The sequence below is a fragment of the Pseudomonas sp. PB3P13 genome (assembly GCF_054897735.1).
In genome coordinates this window covers 2,877,924-2,899,938 of the sequence record NZ_CM142702.1, presented here as the reverse complement: position 1 = coordinate 2,899,938, position 22,015 = coordinate 2,877,924, and the positions used below count along the sequence as shown (strand labels likewise).

General features: G+C 60.1%; 17 protein-coding genes. 7 read left to right on the top strand and 10 right to left on the bottom strand.

The genetic code is table 11. The annotated features are described in order from the left end of the window. The first annotated feature begins 53 nt into the window (after nucleotides 1-53). Nucleotides 54-1,469 (top strand): purine-cytosine permease family protein, encoded by a 1,416-nt coding sequence (locus ACYZT1_RS13410; protein WP_462015204.1) that lies wholly within the window; start codon nucleotides 54-56, stop codon nucleotides 1,467-1,469. Between the two features lie 53 nt (nucleotides 1,470-1,522). On the opposite strand, the gene ACYZT1_RS13405 is transcribed toward ACYZT1_RS13410, so the two are convergent. Beyond that, complete coding sequence (locus ACYZT1_RS13405) at nucleotides 1,523-2,782, bottom strand: type II toxin-antitoxin system HipA family toxin (RefSeq protein ID WP_462015203.1); 1,260 nt, start codon at nucleotides 2,780-2,782, stop codon at nucleotides 1,523-1,525. After that, nucleotides 2,775-3,092: a helix-turn-helix domain-containing protein gene (locus ACYZT1_RS13400; RefSeq protein ID WP_462015202.1), complete on the bottom strand. Its 318-nt coding sequence runs from the start codon at nucleotides 3,090-3,092 to the stop codon at nucleotides 2,775-2,777. The genes ACYZT1_RS13405 and ACYZT1_RS13400 overlap by 8 nt, the downstream gene beginning before the upstream one ends. 327 nt (nucleotides 3,093-3,419) lie before the next feature. Here ACYZT1_RS13400 and mexE point away from each other — a divergent pair, with 327 nt between their 5' ends. From mexE to ACYZT1_RS13385, 3 genes are read left to right on the top strand one after another with little or no spacing between them, the layout of a single operon-like run. Continuing rightward, complete coding sequence (gene mexE / locus ACYZT1_RS13395) at nucleotides 3,420-4,673, top strand: multidrug efflux RND transporter periplasmic adaptor subunit MexE (protein WP_462015201.1); 1,254 nt, start codon at nucleotides 3,420-3,422, stop codon at nucleotides 4,671-4,673. Nucleotides 4,674-4,688: 15 nt separating this feature from the next. Beyond that, a complete protein-coding gene (locus ACYZT1_RS13390) occupies nucleotides 4,689-7,871 on the top strand; it encodes an efflux RND transporter permease subunit (RefSeq protein ID WP_462015200.1) in 3,183 nt (1,060 codons plus the stop codon). Then, entirely contained in the window at nucleotides 7,868-9,289 is a 1,422-nt protein-coding gene (locus ACYZT1_RS13385) for an efflux transporter outer membrane subunit (RefSeq protein WP_462015199.1), read from the top strand. Before ACYZT1_RS13390 ends, ACYZT1_RS13385 begins: the two co-directional genes overlap by 4 nt. Before the next feature lie 109 nt (nucleotides 9,290-9,398). Here the strand turns inward: ACYZT1_RS13385 and ACYZT1_RS13380 are convergent, their stop codons facing one another. Further along, nucleotides 9,399-10,508: a PilT/PilU family type 4a pilus ATPase gene (locus ACYZT1_RS13380; RefSeq protein WP_462015198.1), complete on the bottom strand. Its 1,110-nt coding sequence runs from the start codon at nucleotides 10,506-10,508 to the stop codon at nucleotides 9,399-9,401. A 117-nt stretch (nucleotides 10,509-10,625) separates the two neighbouring features. On the opposite strand from ACYZT1_RS13380, the gene ACYZT1_RS13375 reads away from it, so the two are divergent. After that, a complete protein-coding gene (locus ACYZT1_RS13375; protein ID WP_462015197.1) occupies nucleotides 10,626-13,163 on the top strand; it encodes a PAS domain-containing hybrid sensor histidine kinase/response regulator in 2,538 nt (845 codons plus the stop codon). Nucleotides 13,164-13,217: 54 nt separating this feature from the next. Beyond that, a complete protein-coding gene (locus ACYZT1_RS13370) occupies nucleotides 13,218-13,493 on the top strand; it encodes a peptidylprolyl isomerase (protein WP_028622750.1) in 276 nt (91 codons plus the stop codon). Nucleotides 13,494-13,575: 82 nt separating this feature from the next. Here ACYZT1_RS13370 and ACYZT1_RS13365 read toward each other — a convergent pair whose 3' ends face one another. From ACYZT1_RS13365 to ACYZT1_RS13350, 4 genes are all read right to left on the bottom strand, one after another. Next, complete coding sequence (locus ACYZT1_RS13365) at nucleotides 13,576-14,493, bottom strand: sugar kinase (protein WP_462015196.1); 918 nt, start codon at nucleotides 14,491-14,493, stop codon at nucleotides 13,576-13,578. A gap of 86 nt (nucleotides 14,494-14,579) precedes the next feature. After that, nucleotides 14,580-15,797, bottom strand: a complete 1,218-nt coding sequence (locus ACYZT1_RS13360) for an amino acid deaminase (protein ID WP_462015195.1) — start codon at nucleotides 15,795-15,797, stop codon at nucleotides 14,580-14,582. 39 nt (nucleotides 15,798-15,836) lie between these two features. Next, entirely contained in the window at nucleotides 15,837-16,601 is a 765-nt protein-coding gene (locus tag ACYZT1_RS13355; RefSeq protein ID WP_462015194.1) for an IclR family transcriptional regulator, read from the bottom strand. An 87-nt stretch (nucleotides 16,602-16,688) separates the two neighbouring features. Further along, entirely contained in the window at nucleotides 16,689-17,078 is a 390-nt protein-coding gene (locus tag ACYZT1_RS13350) for a RidA family protein (protein ID WP_462015193.1), read from the bottom strand. A gap of 245 nt (nucleotides 17,079-17,323) precedes the next feature. Here ACYZT1_RS13350 and ACYZT1_RS13345 point away from each other — a divergent pair, with 245 nt between their 5' ends. Next, nucleotides 17,324-18,043: a hypothetical protein gene (locus ACYZT1_RS13345; RefSeq protein ID WP_462015192.1), complete on the top strand. Its 720-nt coding sequence runs from the start codon at nucleotides 17,324-17,326 to the stop codon at nucleotides 18,041-18,043. A 353-nt stretch (nucleotides 18,044-18,396) separates the two neighbouring features. On the opposite strand, the gene ACYZT1_RS13340 is transcribed toward ACYZT1_RS13345, so the two are convergent. The 3 genes from ACYZT1_RS13340 to ACYZT1_RS13330 all read right to left on the bottom strand — a co-directional run bounded on the left by ACYZT1_RS13340 (nucleotide 18,397) and on the right by ACYZT1_RS13330 (nucleotide 21,954). Beyond that, on the bottom strand, nucleotides 18,397-19,956 hold the full coding sequence (locus ACYZT1_RS13340; RefSeq protein ID WP_462015191.1) for a TerC family protein: 1,560 nt from the start codon (nucleotides 19,954-19,956) through the stop codon (nucleotides 18,397-18,399). 340 nt (nucleotides 19,957-20,296) lie between these two features. Beyond that, nucleotides 20,297-20,974 (bottom strand): vWA domain-containing protein, encoded by a 678-nt coding sequence (locus tag ACYZT1_RS13335; RefSeq protein WP_462019245.1) that lies wholly within the window; start codon nucleotides 20,972-20,974, stop codon nucleotides 20,297-20,299. Next, a complete protein-coding gene (locus ACYZT1_RS13330) occupies nucleotides 20,956-21,954 on the bottom strand; it encodes an ATP-binding protein (protein ID WP_462015190.1) in 999 nt (332 codons plus the stop codon). Before ACYZT1_RS13330 ends, ACYZT1_RS13335 begins: the two co-directional genes overlap by 19 nt. Nucleotides 21,955-22,015 lie beyond the last annotated feature (61 nt).

Genomic DNA, 22,015 nt, shown 5'->3' with positions numbered 1-22,015 from the left:
AGGCGATGCGCTGCGAAGTACGCCCACGTACTCACCTTGCCTTGGAGCTCGTCATGGTTACCACTGCAACATCCTCCGCACCGCTTATTGAAAAACACACCATTGGATACGTGCCCCCGGAAGACCGCCATGGAAAGGTACGCGACCTGTTCACCCTGTGGTTCGGCGGCAATATCGCGCCGTTGCCGATAGTGACCGGCGCCCTGGGTGTGCAACTGTTCCAACTGAACCTGATGTGGGGCATCGTCGCCATCCTCGTCGGCCACCTGGTCGGCGGCGTGCTGATGGCGCTGCACTCGGCCCAGGGCCCGCAAATGGGCATCCCGCAAATGATCCAGAGCCGCGCGCAGTTTGGTTCTCTCGGCGCGTTGCTGGTGGTAGTCATCGCTGGCGTCATGTACGTCGGCTTCTTTGCCTCCAACATCGTGCTTGCGGGTAAATCCCTGCACGGCGTGGTCGACGCGGTGCCCGTACCGGTGGGCATCGTGATCGGCGCCATCGGCTCCGGGATTATCGGCATCATCGGCTACCGTTTCATCCACGTGCTCAACCGCATTGGCACTTGGGTATTGGGCGCCGGGATCGTTCTGGGTTTCGGCTACATCTTCACCCACATTCAGACCACGGATTTCCTGACGCGCGGAAGCTTCAACATCTCTGGCTGGCTCGCCACTGTCTCCCTGGCTGCGCTGTGGCAGATCGCGTTTGCCCCTTACGTTTCGGACTACTCCCGCTACCTGCCGGCTGACGTGCCCGTAGCGTCCACCTTCTGGACCACTTACCTGGGCTCGGCGCTGGGTTCCAGCCTGTCGTTCATTTTCGGCGCCGTCGCTGTCCTTGCCACTCCGGTCGGCATGGACACCATGGAAGCCGTGAAACTCGCCACCGGCTCCATCGGCCCCCTGATGCTGGTGCTATTCCTGCTCAGCGTCATCAGCCACAACGCCCTCAACCTGTACGGCGCGGTGCTGTCGATCATCACGCTCGTACAGACCTTCGCATATCGCTGGATTCCAACGGCCAAAAGCCGTGCGGTGATCTCCATCCTGGTGCTGGCGGCGTGCGCGATTGCAGCGGTATTCGCCTCGAAAGACTTCATCGGCCACTTCGTGGACATGGTACTGGTGTTGCTGGTGGTGCTGGTGCCGTGGACAGCAATCAACCTGATCGACTTTTACGCGATCCATAAGGGCAAGTACGACATAGCCTCGATCTTTCGCGTGGATGGCGGGATATATGGCCGCTTCAATCCGCATGCGTTGCTGGCGTATGCGGTGGGGATTGTGGTGCAGATCCCCTTCATGAACACGCCGCTGTATGTGGGTCCGATTTCACAGCACATCAACGGGGCGGATTTGTCCTGGGTGGTGGGGCTGGTGGTGACTTCGCCGTTGTATTTCTGGTTGGCGAGTCGCGATAGTGCCTATAAGCGCAGAATGACGGAGGGGAAACTGGTCGGTAGCGTCTGACTTCTATCGAGCTTCGCTCGCCCGGTGACCGCTTCACGGCCGAGGGCATCGAGCTAGCGAAGCAGGCGGACGTTCTCATTGATTCGTTGTTGAATACGCTGCACTGTCTCAGCGGTGATCATTCGCGCAAACATGCTTTGCGCCAAGGCTGCAAACTGGCTGGCCGATTCGCAAATCCTGCTGATGATGGCCGCTGCCGACTCCATCGGGACCTCGGCTTCTTCTGCAAGTCTGAGCATCGCTTCTCGACTGATTTTCAACGCCTCTCCCAGCACATCCATCTGGTGATAGCCACCGGGGCCTTCGCAGAAAGTCACGTCATAGGCCGGCGCCAAATGCCATGTGCCGGAACGAGACATGAGGTAAGCAAAGTTTTTCGGATGATCGTCCCGATTGTTGAACGCGACGTTGAAGACCGCACGTTCGAAAGCGAACGCTTTCTCCCGCACATCGTTCGTGCACATCTGTGTTGCACGCAAGAAATTCAAGTAATCCAGCGATCCCGGCGACTTATAGTCGGCTCCGGTAAAGGCGGCGAGGCTTTGCATGGGGACGCGCTGACCGTCGATGCGATCAAAGCGTTTACTCGCGAAAGCTGCCAGCCCGTTGGGCAGATTGAAGTGCTGTGTGTCCGGGGTCGGGATGTTGCACCTGCGCAAGCACTCGGCGTAGACCATTTCGATTGCACACACTTCAGGATGTTCGTCTTTCGCCGGAAACTTGATCAGCCAGGCTTCGAAGCCCGGTGTGGCGGCGGTGGTAAACGCCCCATCCTGGGGGTCGCGAAAGACCAACGCTTTTGGCCTCGCACCTTGCGGCGAGCCGCCCACCAGCAGCAGCGTCTGCAGAAATTCCCCGCCCTCGCCATTGAGAACTTCCTGAATCTCGGCGGCGAGCGACTCAACGGGGATGTGCGTCTGCGACACTTCCCCCTCGGGCGCTACGGGCTCGAACGACATCGCGCCCATGGCATTTTTGCCAATGTAGGCCAAGCGTTCCAGAGGTCCTATCCGTGCTGTATTTAGATGGCGGCGCCTGAACAACCGGTCCATCAGCAGCATGCCCCAACCGTCGGGCAAAGAATCATAGACGGGCCCTGGGAGGCCGAACTGATGGGAAGGGAAGCCTCGACGTAACTGGACACCCTCCAATGGCAGCGTGTAGGACGACAGCTCGAGTCCCTTGCTCTTTGCCAAATTACTGTACTCGAACATGATCTGCGGGCGGCCAGTGATTGCGGTCGTAGACACAAGCGTGCCCCACAGCCAGCGCTCACCCCAGCCAACGTAGAAAACCTCAACCTGTTCAAGCATCGGTCATCCTCCTTTTGATACGCTGGCGGTTAACACTGGTTTCATACCGGCGAATGTCTTCGAGGCTGTCGAGCTTTGGCATGAACAGTTCTTCGAGTTCCTTGGTGCGTCCAAGCACCATCGCTACACGGACCACGTTTTCGAACCCGACATTTCGCCCTGCCTCCAGGTTGGACACCGTATTGGTGCCAATACCGGCGCGTCCGGCGACATCGGCTTGCGTCAATTGCAGGGCCAAGCGCTCTTTACGCAAACGATCACACAGGCGCTTGACGAGTTCGTCTGGTTTAACAAAGTTTAACTCCAGCATACTGTGTGTTACTCGCCAGTTATCTGTTTAATACCCAAAATCATGGATTTACTATAGTTCAGTTAGCTCGATGCCTCCATCATTGTTTCGCGGGTTCAGGGCTGATCACTGTAACTCGCGCTAGCATGCGGTGGATTCTTGCGGCCCAGGCAATACAGTATTACCCTCAAGCCAATTGATAGCCGCCTAACGAAAGGCGCACGCTAGAGAGCTCCGTTCGGGTTCGTATCATTCCGAATGATAGTTACCTTCGCCCCATTCGATTCGTGTGATACGCCCCTCGCCAAGCATCATCCGCCCATTCTTAATACATTGGCGGATGCATCCATGGAACAATCACTCAAACATTTGCGCTTCCCGTTGGCCTTGCTGGCCGTACTGGTGATGAGCGCCTGTGGCAAGACGCCGGACACAGCCGCCGCTCCGCCCGCCGCCAAGGTCAGCGTGGCCAAAGTGCTGGAGCAACCGGTCAATGAGTGGGACGAATTTACCGGGCGGCTCGAAGCGCCGGAAACCGTTCAGATCCGTCCAAGGGTTTCCGGCCAGATTGATGACGTGGCCTTCACCGAAGGCGCACTGGTCAAGAAAGGCGATTTGTTGTTCCAGATCGACCCGCGCCCGTTCCAGGCCGAGGTCCGCCGCCTTGAAGCTTTGGTGTCCCAAGCTCGCGCCACCGCCACTCGCAGTGAAAATGAGGCGCAACGCGGTGAACGCCTGCGCACCAGCAACGCGATTTCCGCCGAACTGGCCGACTCGCGCACCAGTGCTTCTCAAGAAGCCCGCGCCGCTGTCGGCGCGCTGCAGGCGCAACTGGATCTGGCCAAACTGAACCTGAGCTTCACCCGCGTTACAGCGCCCATCAGCGGCCGCGTCAGCCGTGCCGAAATCACCGCCGGCAACCTGGTGACCGCCGACACCACCGCGCTGACCAGCGTTGTTTCCACCGACAAGGTCTACGCCTACTTTGATGCCGACGAGCGTGTGTTCCTCAAGTACACCGCCCTCGCCCGCCAAGGCAAACGCGGCGCCACCACTCCGGTTTACCTGGGCCTGTCCAACGAAGAAGGCAACCCGCACCAGGGCGTCATGAACTTCGTCGACAACCAGGTCAACCCGCAAACCGGCACCATTCGCGGTCGCGCTGTCTTCGACAATGCCGATGGCGCCTACACCCCAGGCCTTTATGCACGTCTGAAACTGGTCGGCAGTGGCACTTACTCCGCCGTGCTGATCAATGACGAAGCGGTGGGTACCGACCTTGGCAAAAAATTCGTGCTGGTGCTGGATGGCGAGAACAACACCGCCTACCGCTCCGTCGAGCTGGGTCCGAAAATCGAAGGCTTGCGCATCGTGCGCAGTGGCCTGAGCAAGGACGACACGGTCATCGTCAAGGGCCTGCAACGCGTACGTCCAGGTTCGCCGGTCACCCCTGAAGTCATCCCGATGGCCAGCGAGCAAACCCTCGCCGCGCTGGCTCAACAACGACAAGCGCTGGAAGCCAGCAACCTGCCCCAAGTCGCGCCTGCCAAGGCCGCGCCAGGTGCGGTTGTAAAAGTGGCTACCGCGACCCCACGCGGTTAAGGGACGACAAACCAGATGAATTTTTCCCAATTCTTTATTTCCCGGCCGATCTTCGCAGCGGTGCTGTCGCTGCTGATCCTGATTGCCGGCGCGATTTCGCTGTTCCAGTTGCCGATCAGCGAATACCCGGAAGTCGTGCCGCCGACCGTTGTGGTCCGTGCCAACTTCCCGGGTGCCAACCCGAAAGTCATCGGCGAAACCGTGGCCGCTCCGCTGGAGCAAGCCATCACGGGCGTCGAGAACATGCTCTACATGTCCTCGCAGTCGACCGCCGACGGCAAGATCACCCTGACCATCACCTTCGCGCTGGGCACTGACCTGGACAACGCGCAGGTGCAGGTGCAGAACCGCGTGACACGTACCGAACCGAAACTTCCCGAGGAAGTGACGCGCATCGGTATCACTGTCGACAAGGCTTCGCCCGACCTGACCATGGTTGTGCACTTGACCTCGCCGGATAAACGCTACGACATGCTGTACCTGTCCAACTACGCCCTGCTCAACATCAAGGATGAGCTGGCGCGGCTGGGCGGTGTGGGTGATGTGCAGCTGTTCGGTATGGGCGATTACTCGCTGCGGGTGTGGCTCGATCCAAACAAAACTGCTTCACGCAACCTGACGGCGACCGATGTGGTGACCGCGATTCGCGAGCAGAACCGCCAAGTGGCTGCCGGTGCCTTGGGCGCTCCGCCTGCGCCGAATGCCACCGCATTCCAGCTGTCGGTCAACACGCAGGGTCGTCTGGTCTCTGAGGAAGAGTTCGAGAACATCATCATCCGCTCCGGCGACAACGGTGAAATTACTCGCCTCAAAGACATTGCTCGCATCGAGCTTGGTTCCAGCCAATACGCGCTGCGTTCGTTGCTGAACAACCAGCCGGCGGTGGCCATTCCGATCTTCCAGCGGCCGGGCTCCAACGCGATCGACATCTCCAATGACGTGCGCGGCAAGATGGCCGAGCTGAAGAAGAACTTCCCGGAAGGCATGGATTTCAGCATCGTCTATGACCCGACGATCTTCGTGCGCGGCTCCATCGAGGCGGTGGTTCACACCCTCTTCGAAGCGCTGATCCTCGTGGTGCTGGTGGTGATCCTGTTCCTGCAGACCTGGCGCGCTTCGATCATTCCGCTGGTGGCGGTGCCGGTCTCGCTGATCGGTACGTTTGCCGTGATGCATCTGTTCGGCTTCTCGCTCAACGCCTTGTCACTGTTCGGCCTGGTGTTGGCCATCGGTATCGTGGTCGATGACGCAATCGTGGTGGTGGAGAACGTCGAACGGCATATCGAGCTGGGGGAGACGCCTGTAGAAGCCACCAAGAAAGCCATGCGTGAGGTGACCGGGCCGATCATCGCGACGGCACTGGTGCTGTGTGCGGTATTTATTCCGGCGGCGTTCATTTCCGGACTCACCGGCCAGTTCTACAAACAGTTCGCCCTGACCATTGCCATCTCGACCGTCATCTCCGCGTTCAACTCCCTGACGCTGTCCCCTGCCTTGGCCGCCGTGCTGCTCAAGAGCCACGACGCGCCGAAAGACCGCTTTACCAAAGTGCTCGACAAACTCTTGGGCGGCTGGCTGTTCCGTCCGTTCAACCGATTCTTCGAACGCGCCAGCCATGGCTATGTCGGGACGGTGGGCCGGGTCATCCGCAGCAGCGGCATCGCCATGATCGTCTACGCCGGTTTGATGGTGCTGACCTTCTTCGGCTTCTCCAGCACCCCGACCGGTTTTGTCCCCGGCCAGGACAAGCAATACCTGGTGGCCTTCGCGCAATTGCCGGACGCCGCGAGCCTGGACCGCACCGAGGACGTGATCAAACGCATGTCCGACCTCGCGCTTAAACAGCCGGGTGTGGAAAGTGCGGTGGCCTTCCCCGGCCTGTCGATCAACGGTTTTACCAACAGCCCGAACGCCGGCATCGTGTTCGTCACCCTCAAACCGTTCGACGAACGTAAAGACGCCAGCATGTCCGCCGGTGCGATTGCCGGTGCCTTGAACGGCGAGTTTGCCGGGATTCAGGAGGCCTACATGGCGATTTTCCCGCCACCGCCGGTACAAGGCCTGGGCACCATTGGCGGTTTCCGTCTGCAGATCGAAGACCGTGGCAACCTCGGTTACGACGAGCTGTACAAAGAAACCATGAACATCATCAACAAGAGCCACAACGTGCCGGAACTGGCCGCGTTGTTCACCAGCTACACGGTGAACGTGCCCCAGGTCGATGCCGCCATCGACCGGGAAAAAGCCAAGACCCACGGCGTGGCCGTCAGCGACATCTTCGACACCCTGCAGATTTACCTGGGTTCGCTGTATGCCAACGACTTCAACCGCTTCGGTCGTACCTATCAGGTCAACGTTCAGGCCGAGCAGCAGTTCCGCCTCGAACCGGACCAGATTGGTCAGCTGAAAGTGCGCAACAACAAGGGCGAGATGATCCCGCTGGCGACCTTCATCAAGGTCAGCGACACCTCGGGGCCGGACCGTGTGATGCACTACAACGGCTTTATCACCGCTGAAATCAACGGTGCAGCCGCTCCGGGCTACAGCTCTGGCCAGGCCGAAAAAGCCATCGAGAAGCTGCTCGCGGAAGAACTTCCCAACGGCATGACCTACGAGTGGACCGACCTGACCTTCCAGCAGATTCTGTCCGGCAACACAGCGCTGTTCGTGTTCCCGCTCTGCGTATTGCTGGCGTTCCTGGTGCTCGCCGCACAGTACGAAAGCTGGAGCCTGCCGCTGGCGGTGATCCTGATCGTACCGATGACCCTGCTGTCGGCCATTACCGGTGTGATTGCCTGGGGAGGCGACAACAACATCTTCACCCAGATTGGCTTGATCGTACTGGTGGGACTGGCCTGTAAGAACGCGATTCTGATCGTCGAATTCGCCAAGGATAAACAGGAAGACGAAGGCATGAGCCCGCTCGAAGCGGTGCTCGAAGCGTGCCGCTTGCGTCTGCGGCCGATCTTGATGACTTCCTTCGCGTTCATCATGGGTGTGGTGCCACTGGTGTTCTCCAGCGGTGCCGGTGCCGAAATGCGTCACGCCATGGGTGTGGCGGTGTTCTCCGGGATGCTCGGGGTGACCTTCTTCGGTCTGTTGCTGACGCCGGTGTTCTACGTGCTGATCCGTAACTTCGTGGAGCGCGGTGAAAAGCGCAAAGCGGCCAAAGCGCTGAAACTGGAGGCGCAACAATGAGCTTGAAAGCCTTTCTACCGAGCCTGCTGGTGCTGGCCCTGAGCGCTTGCGCCGTCGGCCCGGACTACCAGACGCCCGCCACCGAACGGGCCAACATCACCAGTGCCACCGACGGCGCGGCAGGCCAGAAGAACTTTGACCGCGCACGTTTCGAAGGCATCTGGTGGCAGCAATTCGAAGACCCGACCCTCAACCGTCTGGTCACGCAATCGCTGCAGGGCAACCGGGATTTGCGCGTCGCTTTCGCTCGCTGGAAAGCCGCCCGGGCGATTCGCGACGACGCCAGCAACGACGCAATGCCAACCATCACCAGCCGGGCCAGCAGCGAAGTGGGTAAAGGCCAGATTCCGGGCCAGACCACGCAACGGGTCAACAGCGAACGCTACGACCTGGGCCTGGACATGGCGTGGGAACTGGACTTGTTCGGACGGATCCAGCGCAATCTGGAATCCAGCGACGCCGAACAGCAAGCCGCGGAAGCGGACCTGTACCAACTGCAAGTCAGCATGATTGCCGAACTGGTGGACGCCTACGGTCAACTGCGTGGTGCGCAACTGCGCGAGAAAATCGCCCTGGCCAACCTGAACAACCAGCAGGAATCGCGCAAGATTACTGAAAGCCTGCGCGATGCCGGTGTCGGCGATCAGCTCGACGTGGTTCGTGCCGATGCCCGCCTGGCCTCCGTCGAAGCCAGCGTGCCGCAACTGCAGGCCGAACAGGTTCGTCAGAAAAACCGCATCGCCACCCTGCTGGGCGAGCGCCCGGACAAGCTGAGCGTAGACCTCAGTCCGAAAGACTTGCCGGCGATTGCCAAGGCGTTGCCGATTGGAGATCCGGGCGAATTGCTGCAACGGCGTCCGGATGTTCGCAGTGCCGAACGCCAGTTGGCGGCCGCCACTGCGCGCATCGGCGTGGCCAAGGCTGACTTGTTTCCGCGAGTGAGTTTGAGTGGTTTCCTCGGTTTTACCGCAGGGCGCGGGTCGCAGATCGGTTCGTCGGCGGCCAACGCCTGGGCACTCGGCCCGAGCATTACCTGGGCAGCGTTCGATTTGGGCAGTGTGCGCGCGCGTTTACGCGGCGCCGATGCCGAGGCCGAAGGCGCTTTGGCGACCTACGAACAGCGAGTGTTGCTGGCACTGGAAGAATCGGAAAACGCCTTCAGCGATTACGGCAAGCGTCAGCAACGCCTCATCTCTCTGATTCGCCAGAGTGAATCCAGCCGCGCCGCTGCTGACCTGGCGCAGATCCGGTACCGCGAAGGCACCGACGATTTCCTCGTGCTGCTCGACGCTCAACGTGAGCGCCTCGCGGCAGAAGATTCACAGGCCCAGGCCGAAGTCGATTTGTACCGCGGCATTGTCGCAATCTACAAAGCACTCGGCGGTGGCTGGCAACCGGAGACGGTCGCCGCCAAATAGAATTTCCACGAGCTCCTTTGGTTGGCCGCAACCAACCAGATTTTTGCCCCGCGCCTTCATTCGGTCGCGGGGTTTTTTTTGTCCGGCTGAACGTAATCGACGAACATCGCTAATCCATCAGTCCCCATTCACCGGGCGGTGTTTGAGCGCCGGCTGTTGATTCGGCATGCAACTTGAGCCGCAAACGCAGGTTATTCACCGAGTCGGCATGCTTGAGTGCTTCTTCTTCGGTGATCGCGCCTTCTACGACGAGCGCAAACAAGGCCCCGTCGTAAGTCTGCATGCCCGACTCGACGGATTTCTCCATGATCCCTTTGAGCTCATCGAACGCGTTACGGCGGATCAGGTCGCCAACGGTCGGTGTGCCCAGCATGACTTCCACTGCCGCCCTTCGCTGGCCGTCGTGGGTACGCACCAATCGCTGCGAAACAAACGCCTTGAGGTTGTTGCCCAGGTCATGCAACAACTGGGTGCGGCGTTCCTCCGGGAAGAAATTGATGATGCGATCCAGTGCCTGATGGGCGTTGTGCGCATGCAAAGTGGAAATCACCAGATGACCGGTATCGGCAAATGCCAAGGCGTGCTCCATGGTTTCGCGGTCGCGGATTTCGCCAATCAGCACCACGTCCGGCGCCTGGCGCAGGGTGTTTTTCAGGGCCGCGTGAAAACTGCGGGTATCGACGCCCACTTCACGCTGATTGATGATCGATTTCTTATGCCGATGGATGAACTCGATCGGGTCTTCGATGGTGATGATGTGGCCGCTGCCATGCCGGTTGCGGTAGTCGATCAGCGCCGCCAGTGACGTGGACTTGCCCGAGCCGGTGGCGCCGACGAACAACATCAGCCCTTGTTTGAGCATCACCGTTTCCAGCAGCACCGACGGCAGATTCAGGTCTTCGTAGCGCGGAATATCCAGCTTGATGTTGCGCGCCACGATCGAGACATCGTTGCGTTGCTTGAAAATATTGACCCGAAAACGACCGACGCCCGGCAGCGACATTGCCAGATTCATCTCCAGTTCCCGATCGAACTCCAGGCGCTGTTCGGCGTCCATGATGGACGCTGCAATCGATGCGATCTCGCCAGGTTTGAACGGCTGGTCAGAAAGGATCTTCAGGACGCCGTCGAATCGGGCACTCGGTGGCGCCCCGGTCGAAAGGAAAAGATCGGAGCCATTTCGCGTGGCCAAGAGGCGTAACAGGGCATCGATTTCCATGGCAAAAAGCATCCGCAAACATTCAATGAATAAAAAATGACCGAAAAAGGTTCGTCCCGCGTCTACCAACAGAGGATAGTAGACGCCGCCACACCGACTGACGTGCAGGAACTCTTGATGAACGCATCACCCACCGGCAGCGATGCCCAAGCGCTGATTGCCAGACTGGACTGGGCAGCCACGCCGCTCGGCGCCGCCAGCACCTGGCCACAAAGCCTGCGCACCGCGGTGGACATCGTAATCCATTCACCGATGCCGATGCTGTTGCTTTGGGGGCCGCAGCTCACACAAATCTACAACGACGGCTTCGCGCTGCTGGCGGGCAACAAGCACCCTGCCGCGTTCGGACAGCCGACACACCAGGTCTGGCCAGAACTCGAAGACTTTACCGCGCCGATCTACCGCGCCGTCCTGCAAGGCCAGGTGCGCACCTATAGCGAGCAACGCTTCAGCCTGCAGCGCGACGAAGGTGATTGCGACTTCTGGCTGGACCTGACTTACAGTCCGATCCGCGATGAAAGTGCGCAAGTGGCCGGCATTCTGGTCACCGCCATCCAAACCAACGAACGCCGGCGCATCGCCCTCGAACTGGAGCAGCGTTCCGCCGCCAGCCTCAAAGCGCAACGCGAAACCGAAGAGCGCCTGCAGCTGGCGCTGGCCGCCACCGATGCGGTCGGCACCTGGGACTGGGACATCGCCGAAGACCGCTTTATAGCCGACGCGCACTTCGCCCAGCTGCACGGCGTTGACCCGCTACGCGCCAGCCAGTTGCCGATCAGCGATTACCTTGAGGCGGTGCACCCCGAAGACCGTTCGATGGTCACGCGCAGCATCAAGCATTGCATCACCAACGGCACCGAGTACGCCGAGGAATATCGCCTGTTGCAAGCCGACGGCCAGGTCCGCTGGGTGTTCGCGCGAGGCCGCTGTTACAAGGACCACCATGGCCGGCCGATCCGCTTCCTTGGCGCCGCCCTGGACCTGACCGATCGCAAACACATCGAACAGGCACTGCGGCAGAGCCAGACCGAGTTGCAGCTGATCATCAATGCCATGCCGATCCTGATCAGTTACGTCGACAGCGAGCAACGTTTTCGCCTGAACAACGCCGCGTACCTGGACTGGTATGGCCTGACGCCGCAGGAGCTTTACGGCAAAACGATTCTGGAGGTGCTGGGGCCGCAGGCCTATGCCCAGCGCGCCGATTACATTGCACAGGCGCTTGCCGGCAAGACCTGTTGTTTCAGCATCAGTACTCCGCACCGCGATGGCAGTATCCGCCAGGCCTTGATGAACTACCTGCCACGCCATGGCGCGGATGGTGCGGTGAACGGTTTCTATATTTTTGTGATCGATGAAACCGAGCGCAAAAAGACTGAAGAAGCCCTGCGCAATCTCAATGAAACGCTGGAAGAACGAGTGGCCGCCCGCACTCGTCAACTGGCCGAAGCCAACGAGAACCTGCTCGCTGAAATGTTTGAGCGCGAGCGCGCGGAAGACGCGCTGCGCCATGCGCAAAAGATGGAAGCGGTCGGCCAGTTGACCGGCGGCATCGCCCATGACTTCAACAACATGCTCACCGGCATCATCGGCAGCCTCGACCTGGTGCAGCGTTATATCGCCGACGGCCGCGCTGCGGAAATCGGCCGGTTTGCCGAAGCGGCCGTGTCGTCGGCGAACCGCGCCGCTGCGCTGACCCATCGTCTGCTGGCGTTCTCGCGGCGCCAGTCGCTCGATCGCAAACCCCTGAACGTCAACGAATTGATCCACTCGCTGGAAGATCTGCTCAGTCGGACCAAGGGCGACCACATCGAGCTGAATCTGCAACTTGCCGCCGATATCTGGGCGGTCAACACCGATGTGAGCCAGTTGGAAAATGCCTTGCTCAACCTGGTGATCAACGCGTGTGATGCCATGCCCGAGGGCGGCCGATTGCTGGTTGAAACGGCCAATGTGCACCTCATTGGCAGTGCTGTGACGACCGCTGAAACGGCCAAGCCCGGCGACTATCTGATGATTGCCGTGAGCGACAATGGCACGGGCATGACGCCCTCAGTGCTGGCCAAAGTGTTTGACCCGTTCTTCACCACCAAACCTATCGGTCAGGGTACCGGGCTGGGGTTGTCGATGATCTATGGGTTTGCCCAGCAATCCGGTGGCCACGTCGACATCGACAGTGTGCCGGGCCAAGGTACGTGCGTGCGGTTGTACTTGCCACGGTTGTTGTTGTCGGAGGTTGAAGCGACCCTGTTGCCGTTCTCGGGCGAGGCGCCCCCGGCGATTGCCGGGGAAACGGTGATGCTGGTTGAAGACGATCCTGCGGTGCGCATGCTCGTGCTCAATCTGCTGAATGAATTGGGTTACCACGCCCATGAAGCCAAGGATGCCCTGTCCGCCCTGCCCTTGCTCGAATCCGACCTGCGCGTGGATCTTCTGGTCACCGACGTCGGGCTTCCAGGCATGAACGGCCGTCAGTTGGCCGAAATTGCGCGTCAGCACCGGCCGCACCTCAAGGTGCTGTTCATGACCGGTTATGCCGAAAAAGCTGCGCAGCGCCAAGGGTTTCTCGAGGACGGCATGGACATGGTTGCCAAACCGTTTTCGATCGATCTGCTGGCCAACAAGATTCGCGCGATGATCAGCCATTGCGAGTGACTTGAGGCATAATCGCGCGCCCCGCTGTCACCACCGTTGCAAGGTATCGTCCTGATGAAAGCTCAAGCCCGCCACATTCTGGTGAAAACCTCGGAAGAAGCCGAGCAACTCAAACAACGCATCGCCAAGGGCGAAGCCTTTGATGTGCTGGCCAAGAAGTATTCCACCTGCCCGTCGGGCAAACGGGGCGGTGACCTTGGCGAGGTCCGGCCGGGGCAGATGGTTGGGGTGATCGACGCGGTGATTTTCAAAAAACCGCTGCGGGTGGTGCACGGGCCGGTCAAAAGCAAATTTGGTTATCACCTGGTGCAGGTGTTTTATCGCGATTGACGGTTGGGCCAAGCCTTTTGAGCGCCTCTCAAAAATGTGAGAGCGAGCTTGCTCGCGATTCGACTGCGCAGCAGGCGTCGCATCACCGGGGGATCAACGCCCCCGGCACCTGAATGACCTGGCTCGCCAAACGATGCCCCGCTTCAGCCGCTTCAACCGGGCTGCTACCCATGAGCCGCCCGGAAAGATACGCCGCACTGAATGAATCCCCCGCCGCCGTCGTATCCACTACCCGCTCGACTTTCTGCGCAGGCACCTCAAACACTTCCCCCGCACACCGGATCAGACACGCCTCGGCACCGCGCTTGAGCACCACTTCCGGCGTGCCAATCTGCTCATACGCCGCGAATACCGCATCGTAATCGGAAAAGTGAAACAACGCCTGTTCGTCATCCACGGTCAGCAGCGCCAGATCAACGTGGGGCAGAACGCTGCGATAAGCCGCTCGCGCCTCTTCGACCGTCGCCCACAAGCGCGGCCGATAGTTATTGTCGAAAACGATCCGAGCGCCGCGCCCACGCGCTTCCATCAGGGTCTTCAATAACGCTTCGCGCCCTTGCACACCCAGTACCGCCAAGGTTATGCCGCTGAAATAGAGCACGTCGTACTGTGGCAACGCCGCCAGAATCGGCGCGGCCGCCGCCGTGGTAAAGCAGTCGCGCACGGCCGCTTCGTTTCGCCAGTAAAGAAACCGCCGTTCACCGGCCGCGTCGGTCTGGATGCAGTACAAACCCGGCAGTCGACCAGCCAGACGCTGGACCATCGACAGGCCGATATTTTCCTGTGCCCAACTGCGGCACATGGCATCGCTGAAACTGTCATCACCCAGCGCGGTGACGTAATCCACCGTGCCGGCGCTGCCGAGTGCGCGGGAGAGATAGACGGCGGTGTTCAAGGTGTCGCCGCCAAAGCTTTGTTGCAGCGTGCCGTCAGCGCGTTGCTGAAGCTCGATCATGCATTCGCCAATGAGGGCGATGCGTGGGGAGGTTCGGGTATTCATTGGCATAAAGTCTCTGCGGATGCGGTGTCGTCTGGAAGGGCCCTCTCGCGAGCCTGCGCGCGAAGGCCACGCCTCGGTCTGAAACCTTAAAAACAGGTTTCCATGGTCTCGATAACGTTCAACTGCTCATCCACCAGACAACCGACCCGCCACTTGTCAAAGGTCAGGCATGGGTGCGACGTACCAAAAGCAATGATGTCCCCGACGCGTAAATCCACGCCAGGCGCAACCGTCATGAACGCGTGCTGATCCATCACCGCCGTAACTTTGCAGGCGCTGACATCGTCGCCCGTTGCCGGCGTAACGTGCGCTTTGTAACGCATCAGCGGCACCGGCAAACCGGCGTCGTAGGCGACGTCGCGCTTGCCCAGCGCGATCACTGCAAACCCCGGTTCAGGCAACGATTGCACGTGCGCCCAGACCTCCAGCGCCGGGCGCAGGCCCTCGTGCAGATCGCTGCGCCGATCGAGCACACAGCATTGCGCTTCTTTATAAATGCCATGGTCGTGCGTCACGTAACTGCCCGGACGCAGCACGCTGAGGAAACGGCCACCGGCATTCTGTGCTTCGAACGATTCGGCGATCAGGTCGTACCAGGCTGAACCCGAGGCTGTGACGATCGGTTTGGCAATGGCAAACGCGCCGCTGTCTTGCAGTTGCACGGCCAGACGCACCAGGGAAGCCGCGAATGCGCGGATACCGGTTTCTGCGTGATCGCCATGAATCACCCCTTCGTAGCCCTCGATGCCGGTCAGCGCCAGGGCCGGTTGCGCAACGATGGCTTGGGCCAGTGCGACCACTTCGTCTTCCGAGCGGCAGCCGCAACGACCACCGACCACGCCGTATTCGATCATCACGTTAAGGCGCACACCGCGCGAGGCGAAATACGCACCCAGGTCTGCCACGTTGTCAGGATGGTCGACCATGCAGTGAAATTCAAATGCGGGGTCGGCCAGCAGGTCGGCAATCAGCGCCATGTTCGGCGTGCCGACCAACTGGTTGGCCAGCAACACCCGGCGCACGCCGTGGGCATACGCCGCACGGGTTTGCGTCGCGCTGGCGAGGGTGATGCCCCAGGCGCCGGCGTCCAGTTGGCGGCGAAACAGCGCCGGGGTCATGCTGGTTTTCCCGTGGGGCGCCAGTTGCGCACCGCTGTTGCTGACGAACGCCTGCATCCAGCGAATGTTGTGTTCCAGCGCCTCGCGGTGCAGCACCAGCGCGGGCAGGCTGACGTCGCTCACCAGGTTGGCGCCGGTGTGCGCAGCGCCTTTTTCCACGGCGGACGAAGAGTGGGCAGAAGACATGTGCAAATCCCTCGTGTACGCGGCCGTGAGCAGCCGCTGTTATTCGTTGATGCGACGCGCCAGGCTGTTGGCGCTGTCGATCAGCACCCGGCGATAGTCGTTGTAGTTTTTCCTGGCATCGGCCCGTGGCGCGACGATGCACAGGGTCGCGATGGCCACGCCGTTCGCGTCATTGACCGGGGCGGCGAAGCAATGGGTGAACGTGTCGGCAACACTGTCGAAAGAGAAGAACCCGTCGATGTGCGCCTGACGGATTTGCGCCAGAAACTGCTCCAGCGGCAAACGCTGGCCGTCCGGCAGAATGAAGTCGTCGGGGTCGATCAGGTCAGCGATGGCCTGGTCGCTCAAGTGCGCCAGCAGCAGACGTCCGGAGGCGGTCCACGGGATCGGCGCGTTTTCGCCGATGTCCGAAGAAATACGGAAGTGGCGCTCGCCCTCTTTCATCAAGGCCACCGTGTATTTGCGCCCGTTCAGCAGGCACATCTGCGCGGTTTCACGGGTCTGGCTGACGATGTCCTGCAAGGCGTGATCAGCTTCGCGGGTCAGGTCGAAATGGCGCAGGTGCGCCTGACCAAGGAAGTACAGCTGTCGTCCGAGGTAGACGTGCCCGTCCTTGCCGACGGGCTCCAGAATACGGCGTTCCAGGAGCGACGCGACCAGTTCGTAAACCGTGGATTTGGGGCTGCCGATGCCGCTGGCGATTTCATTCGGGCGCAGAGGTTGGCCGATCTCCTTGAGAAAATCGAGGATATCGAACGCCCGGTCCAGACCCCGAGCCCGGCGCTTGATGGTGTCTTCGGTCATGTCAGTGATTCCCTGCAAGGTGCCCCGAGTTTATTCAGAGTGCTGCGTCGACAGTCAGGCCGGCTCGCGATGAATTCACCGCAGGTCTCAAGCCTTTTTCTTGTAGGCGATGCAATCGATTTCGACCTTGCAGTCGACCATCATGCTCGCCTGCACACACGCCCGCGCCGGTGCATGCTCGCTTTTGAAGTACTCGGAAAATACCTTGTTGAAACTCCAGAAATCCCGTGGGTCTTCCAGCCATACGCCGGTGCGCACCACGTCTTCCAGGCCATAACCGGCCTCCTCGAGGATCGCGATCAGGTTTTTCATGGTCTGGTGCGTTTGCTCGACGATACCGCCCGCGACAATCTCGCCGTCCACTGCCGGGACCTGGCCAGACACGTGCAGCCAGCCATCAGCCTCCACGGCACGCGCGAAGGGACGGGGCTGGCCGCCACCGGCGGTACCGCCTGTGCCGTAACGAGTAATGCTCATGAGTGTTTCTCCTGCCTGAATACTTAACAGCAAATTCCGCTATAGCGGATTTGAATATGCAATAGCGGAAAGATCACGGAAAGTGTGCCACAGATGGTGAAATGAATGCAGGCAATGTCCCGCGAACGTACAAAGCCATTTTCTCGATAAGAACTGTCATTTATGTCAGTAGACAGCCTGGCAAATACCGCCCAATACTCAAATTCCTCTTGATTCAAGCACTGCAGGCGAAGGGAGTTCGAAAGATGAATATCAGGATCTTGGCATTTACGGTGATAACCGGACTGTTAGTGGCGGGTTGCAGCCTTCAGCGTGGCGCGAGTGTCGCAACGGTTCCAGAAGAATGCAGGGAGTTGCTGAACATGAAACTGATTGGCCAGAACGGCCCCGAAGTGTGCGTGACGACACCCCTTTCGAAAACCGATACGAGCATTGCCGGAACCATCGTCAGCGCCGGGTCAACCGGACCTTTCATGGTGACAGCGGTAAACAGTGATGGCGGCACGGTGAAGCAGGTCTCCACATTGGCGAATGGCGACTTCACAATGAGCGCCTTAGATCTTCGCAACCTGCCGGGCAAAGCCATTTCATTCACAGTAATGGTAAACGGTATAAAGTCGCCGTCGACCAACCTGGTGGTGGGACAAGTGCCTCCCAGCAAATGCAACATTGACCAACCTGGTTTTCCAAGGTGTGCCACGCACCCAGGGGCGATTCTTTTCCCGGTGAAATCCTCGATCACCGCGATCGTTGCAGTGCCAAGTGGTGAATATTATGGGGGGACGACCATCATTCCCCAATTGATGGCCTTGGACTACATTTCGTGGAGGCCTGAAAGGAAGATAGGTTTTTTCAGGGAACTTCCCCCTCAATTGGCACCTGGACAAAGTATCGAGGTTTATTCGGACAACTCTGAGGGCGAGGTATTTACTTATCCTGTGCCCACAATCGTGTTGCCCCGCTGAGATTAACCGAGTGATCACCGGCAAATTCCCCAGCGGGCCGGGTACAGCTTTGACCATTCAGGCAATTTAAAGCCCGCCATCGGGAGCGAACTTCGCTCAGGGGCTGAAGACATCCGAGGAATCCAGGTCGGGTGGCTTACGCTGATGAACAACCAGAGCGAATACCTGGCGAATTCATGAACCTCCCACAGACTGCGCGCGATCTCTGTGGGAGCCAGCCTGCTGGCGAAAAACGTTCACCCTGAAATTAGCTGATCGATATGGCAGTAATCTGGTTACAACAATGTTGCTCACGTATCGTGCGACAAGCCGCCGCCCGCTGCGACCGTGCCCAGTCTTGCCAGCGCGGACAGTCAAGCTTCCGTTTTAGCCAGCAACACCCGCGTCACGCGCCGCTCCTCCACCGCCACCACGGTCAACCGCCAGCCCTCCCATTCCGGGCTGTCACCTCTCATCGGCAGGCGATCCAGCAAGCTCACCACCAACCCGGCAAGCGTTTGATAATCCTCGGTAGGTTGCGCTGCGAACCCTGTTAGCTGGCGTACGCGCATCAGGTTCAACGCGCCGCTGACGAGGAATCCACCCTGCTCTTCGACCACATCCGGGCCTTCGATTTCGCTGGCATCGGGCAACTCGCCGGCGATCGATTCAAGAATGTCGGTCATGGTCAGCAAACCGACGAAATCGCCGAACTCGTTAACCACGAATGCGATGTGCGTCGAGGCTTTGCGCATCTGTTCCAGGGCGTTGAGGATCGAATAGCTGTCGAGCAGATTAATGGCCTGACGGGCCAAGTGCTCCAGGCTGGGCTCGTTACCGGCGAGGTATTCCTTCAGCAATTCCTTTTTGTGCACGAAGCCCAACGGCTCATCCACGGCGCCGTCGCGGATCAGAGGCAGTCGCGAGTAGGACGAGTGCATCAATCGCGTACGAATGGTTTCGGCATCGTCGGCCAGGTCGATGTGGTCGACGTCCGCCCGCACTGTCATGAAGTTGCGAATCGGTCGTTCAGCCAGTTGCAGCACGCCGCTGATCATCACCCGTTCACGACGGTCGAACAGCTCTTCATTCGGCGTCTCGCCGTTATCCAGCAAATCGGCAATGTCTTCGCCAACCTCTTCGGCAGCCATTTTGCGCCCGCCGAGCAAACGCAAAACCGCATGGGCCGTGCGTTCGCGCATTGGCCGCACACCTTGCGCCGATTTCTTGCGCCGCGCCCGGGCAATCTGGTTGAACACTTCGATCAGGATCGAGAAGCCAATGGCCGCGTACAGGTAGCCCTTCGGAATGTGGAAACCCAGGCCTTCGGCAGTCAGCGCGAAGCCGATCATCATCAAAAAGCCCAAGCACAGCATGATCACGGTTGGGTGCTCGTTGACGAAGCGCGTCAGCGGTTTGCTGGCGACGATCATCAGGCCGATGGAAATAATCACCGCGATCATCATCACCGCCAGTTCATCGACCATGCCCACGGCGGTGATCACTGCGTCGAGCGAGAACACCGCGTCGAGCACGACGATCTGTGCAACGATCGGCCAGAACAGCGCGTACGCCGTGTTGGATGAGCGTTCGCCGACATGCCCTTCGAGCCGTTCGTGCAATTCCATGGTGGCCTTGAACAGCAAGAACACACCGCCGAACAGCATGATCAGATCACGGCCGGAGAAGCTTTTGTCGAACACCTCGAACAGCGGCTGGGTCAGGGTCACCAGCCAGGAAATGCTGGCCAGCAGGCCAAGGCGCATCAACAACGCCAGAGACAGACCAATAAGCCGCGCCCGGTCGCGCTGCTCGGGGGGCAGCTTGTCCGCGAGGATCGCGATGAACACCAGGTTATCGATGCCGAGCACCAGCTCCAGCACGATCAACGTCAACAGGCCCAGCCACGCGGTGGGGTCAGCAATCCATTCCATAAAAATGTCTCGATCTCTTCAGTGAATTCAGAATGCCGGGCACGGCAAAGCGCGGCACAGAGGCCGTGGGGCTGCAATGGCAAGAGGGTTCAGAAGTCGAAAGACCGGGTACTTCGCGTGCTTCGGGGCGGCGCGTTTGCGCAGGGATGGAGAGAAACCGGGAGGCTCCAGGAGGGTGTTCATGCAAGTCCAGAAAGGAAAACGGCCTTGAAGAGTACAGGCTGAACAGACTTTTCCTACAGCGGGAATTCATTACAAAATTTGTAAAAGCAAGGCTTGCCCGCGAACGAGCCGGCGCGATCCCTGTCGGAGCGAAGCTGCTGGCGAGAAACGTTCAGCCTCAAGTCAACTGATCGATATGGCAATAATGGGCGCTGAGTTCCATCGCCAACTGGCTCGCCCGCCCCAGCCGTATCGGCCCGCGTTCGATATCAATCAGCAACCCCGGACAGTCCAGCGTCGGCAGGCCCGCCCACTCCTTCACCCGGCCATCCGTGATCAGCAACAAACGCTGCTGCTCCGCCGGGAAACGCTTGCGGCGCACGCTGAGCCACTGCCGCGCCTGAGCCAGCGCTGCCAGCAAAGGCGTGCCTCCGCCGGCTCCCAGATCATCAAGCCACTGGCGCAAACCCGCAGACGCCTTCAACCCCTGCACTTGCCAGGACGGCGTATTCCCGCTGGCCGTCAACAATGCCAACCGGGCACGCTGGCGATAGGCATCTTCGAATAATTGCGCCAGCAAACCCTTGGCGTCGCTCAATGCGTGATGCCGGCGGGTCGACGCCGAAGCATCGACAATCACCAGCCAAAGCTCATGCGACGAGCGCGTGCGCATCTCGAATAACACGTCGGCACGCTGACGCGGACGGCCGTTGAGCAAGGTGCCGGGCCAATTGATCGAGCCACTGCGTGCTGCGTGACGCGTACCCTGCCTGCCTTGAGCGAGGTGGCCGGCGCGGGGTCTGGCATTCGCCCCCGCGTTGGAGCGAGGGCGAATGCCTAGGGCTTTTTTGGCCAGCTCGGCACTCCACGGCGGGCACCGGTCGGCAATGCCTGCGCAGGCATTTCACCCCACTGACCCTCGCCCGCTTGCGGGCTGGAGGGCTGGGTCGACGGTGCCTGGCCTTGTTGCGTTGCGGGCGGCGATTGCTGGCGACGACGATGGCGCAAGGCAAACTCGGCAACAGCGTCGATGTCTTCTTCGGCAATGGCCTGTGCGCCCCGCCAAGCGGCGTGAGCACGGGCGGCGCGCAGCCAGACCAGATCGGCGCGCAAGCCATCGACACCTTCGGCAAAACAGCGCTCGGTAATGTGCGTTAACGCGGCGTCATCCAGGGGAATGCCGGGCAATGCCGTGCGAGCTTGCTGGCAACGTTCGCGCAGCGCTTGCTGCTCACCTTCCCATTGAGCACAGAAACGTTGTGGTTCGCTGTCGAAATCCAGTCGCCGTCGAATGATCCGACCACGCTCGGACGGTGCCACGTGGCCACCGAGTTCAACGTTCAGCCCGAAGCGGTCGAGCAACTGCGGACGCAATTCGCCCTCTTCCGGGTTCATGGTGCCGATCAGCACGAACTTCGCCGAGTGCCGATGGGAAATGCCGTCGCGCTCGATGACGTTGGTGCCGCTGGCGGCGACGTCGAGGAGCAGATCGACCAGGTGATCGGGCAGCAGATTGACTTCGTCGACGTAGAGCACGCCGCCGTCGGCCTTGGCCAGAACGCCGGGGGAAAATTGTGCGCGGCCCTCACTCAACGCGGCATCCAGGTCGAGGGTGCCAACCAGGCGCTCTTCGGTCGCCCCGAGGGGCAAGGTGACGAACTGGCCGCTGGCGAGCAGATCGGCGAGGCCTCGGGCCAGGGTCGATTTGGCCATGCCGCGCGGCCCTTCGATGAGCACGCCGCCGATCTTCGGATCGATAGCAGTCAGGTACAACGCGAGTTTCAGGTCGTCGGCGCCGACCACGGCGGAGAGCGGGAAATGCGGGGTATCGGACATTGTTAATTCTCAGTCAGGGTCGGTGGTGTCCAGAACACGCTGGCCCCTGTGGGAGCGGTGT

Excerpts from the sequence above, each read along its gene's own strand:
- ACYZT1_RS13330 (WP_462015190.1), bottom strand. The coding sequence starts at position 21,954 with ATGTCCGATACCCCGCATTTCCCGCTCTCCGCCGTGGTCGGCGCCGAC.
- ACYZT1_RS13345 (WP_462015192.1), top strand. The coding sequence starts at position 17,324 with ATGAATATCAGGATCTTGGCATTTACGGTGATAACCGGACTGTTAGTG.
- ACYZT1_RS13360 (WP_462015195.1), bottom strand. The coding sequence starts at position 15,797 with ATGTCTTCTGCCCACTCTTCGTCCGCCGTGGAAAAAGGCGCTGCGCAC.
- ACYZT1_RS13350 (WP_462015193.1), bottom strand. The coding sequence starts at position 17,078 with ATGAGCATTACTCGTTACGGCACAGGCGGTACCGCCGGTGGCGGCCAG.
- ACYZT1_RS13340 (WP_462015191.1), bottom strand. The coding sequence starts at position 19,956 with ATGGAATGGATTGCTGACCCCACCGCGTGGCTGGGCCTGTTGACGTTG.
- ACYZT1_RS13365 (WP_462015196.1), bottom strand. The coding sequence starts at position 14,493 with ATGAATACCCGAACCTCCCCACGCATCGCCCTCATTGGCGAATGCATG.
- ACYZT1_RS13405 (WP_462015203.1), bottom strand. The coding sequence starts at position 2,782 with ATGCTTGAACAGGTTGAGGTTTTCTACGTTGGCTGGGGTGAGCGCTGG.
- ACYZT1_RS13410 (WP_462015204.1), top strand. The coding sequence starts at position 54 with ATGGTTACCACTGCAACATCCTCCGCACCGCTTATTGAAAAACACACC.
- ACYZT1_RS13355 (WP_462015194.1), bottom strand. The coding sequence starts at position 16,601 with ATGACCGAAGACACCATCAAGCGCCGGGCTCGGGGTCTGGACCGGGCG.
- ACYZT1_RS13370 (WP_028622750.1), top strand. The coding sequence starts at position 13,218 with ATGAAAGCTCAAGCCCGCCACATTCTGGTGAAAACCTCGGAAGAAGCC.
- ACYZT1_RS13390 (WP_462015200.1), top strand. The coding sequence starts at position 4,689 with ATGAATTTTTCCCAATTCTTTATTTCCCGGCCGATCTTCGCAGCGGTG.
- ACYZT1_RS13375 (WP_462015197.1), top strand. The coding sequence starts at position 10,626 with ATGAACGCATCACCCACCGGCAGCGATGCCCAAGCGCTGATTGCCAGA.
- ACYZT1_RS13400 (WP_462015202.1), bottom strand. The coding sequence starts at position 3,092 with ATGCTGGAGTTAAACTTTGTTAAACCAGACGAACTCGTCAAGCGCCTG.
- ACYZT1_RS13380 (WP_462015198.1), bottom strand. The coding sequence starts at position 10,508 with ATGGAAATCGATGCCCTGTTACGCCTCTTGGCCACGCGAAATGGCTCC.
- ACYZT1_RS13385 (WP_462015199.1), top strand. The coding sequence starts at position 7,868 with ATGAGCTTGAAAGCCTTTCTACCGAGCCTGCTGGTGCTGGCCCTGAGC.
- mexE (WP_462015201.1), top strand. The coding sequence starts at position 3,420 with ATGGAACAATCACTCAAACATTTGCGCTTCCCGTTGGCCTTGCTGGCC.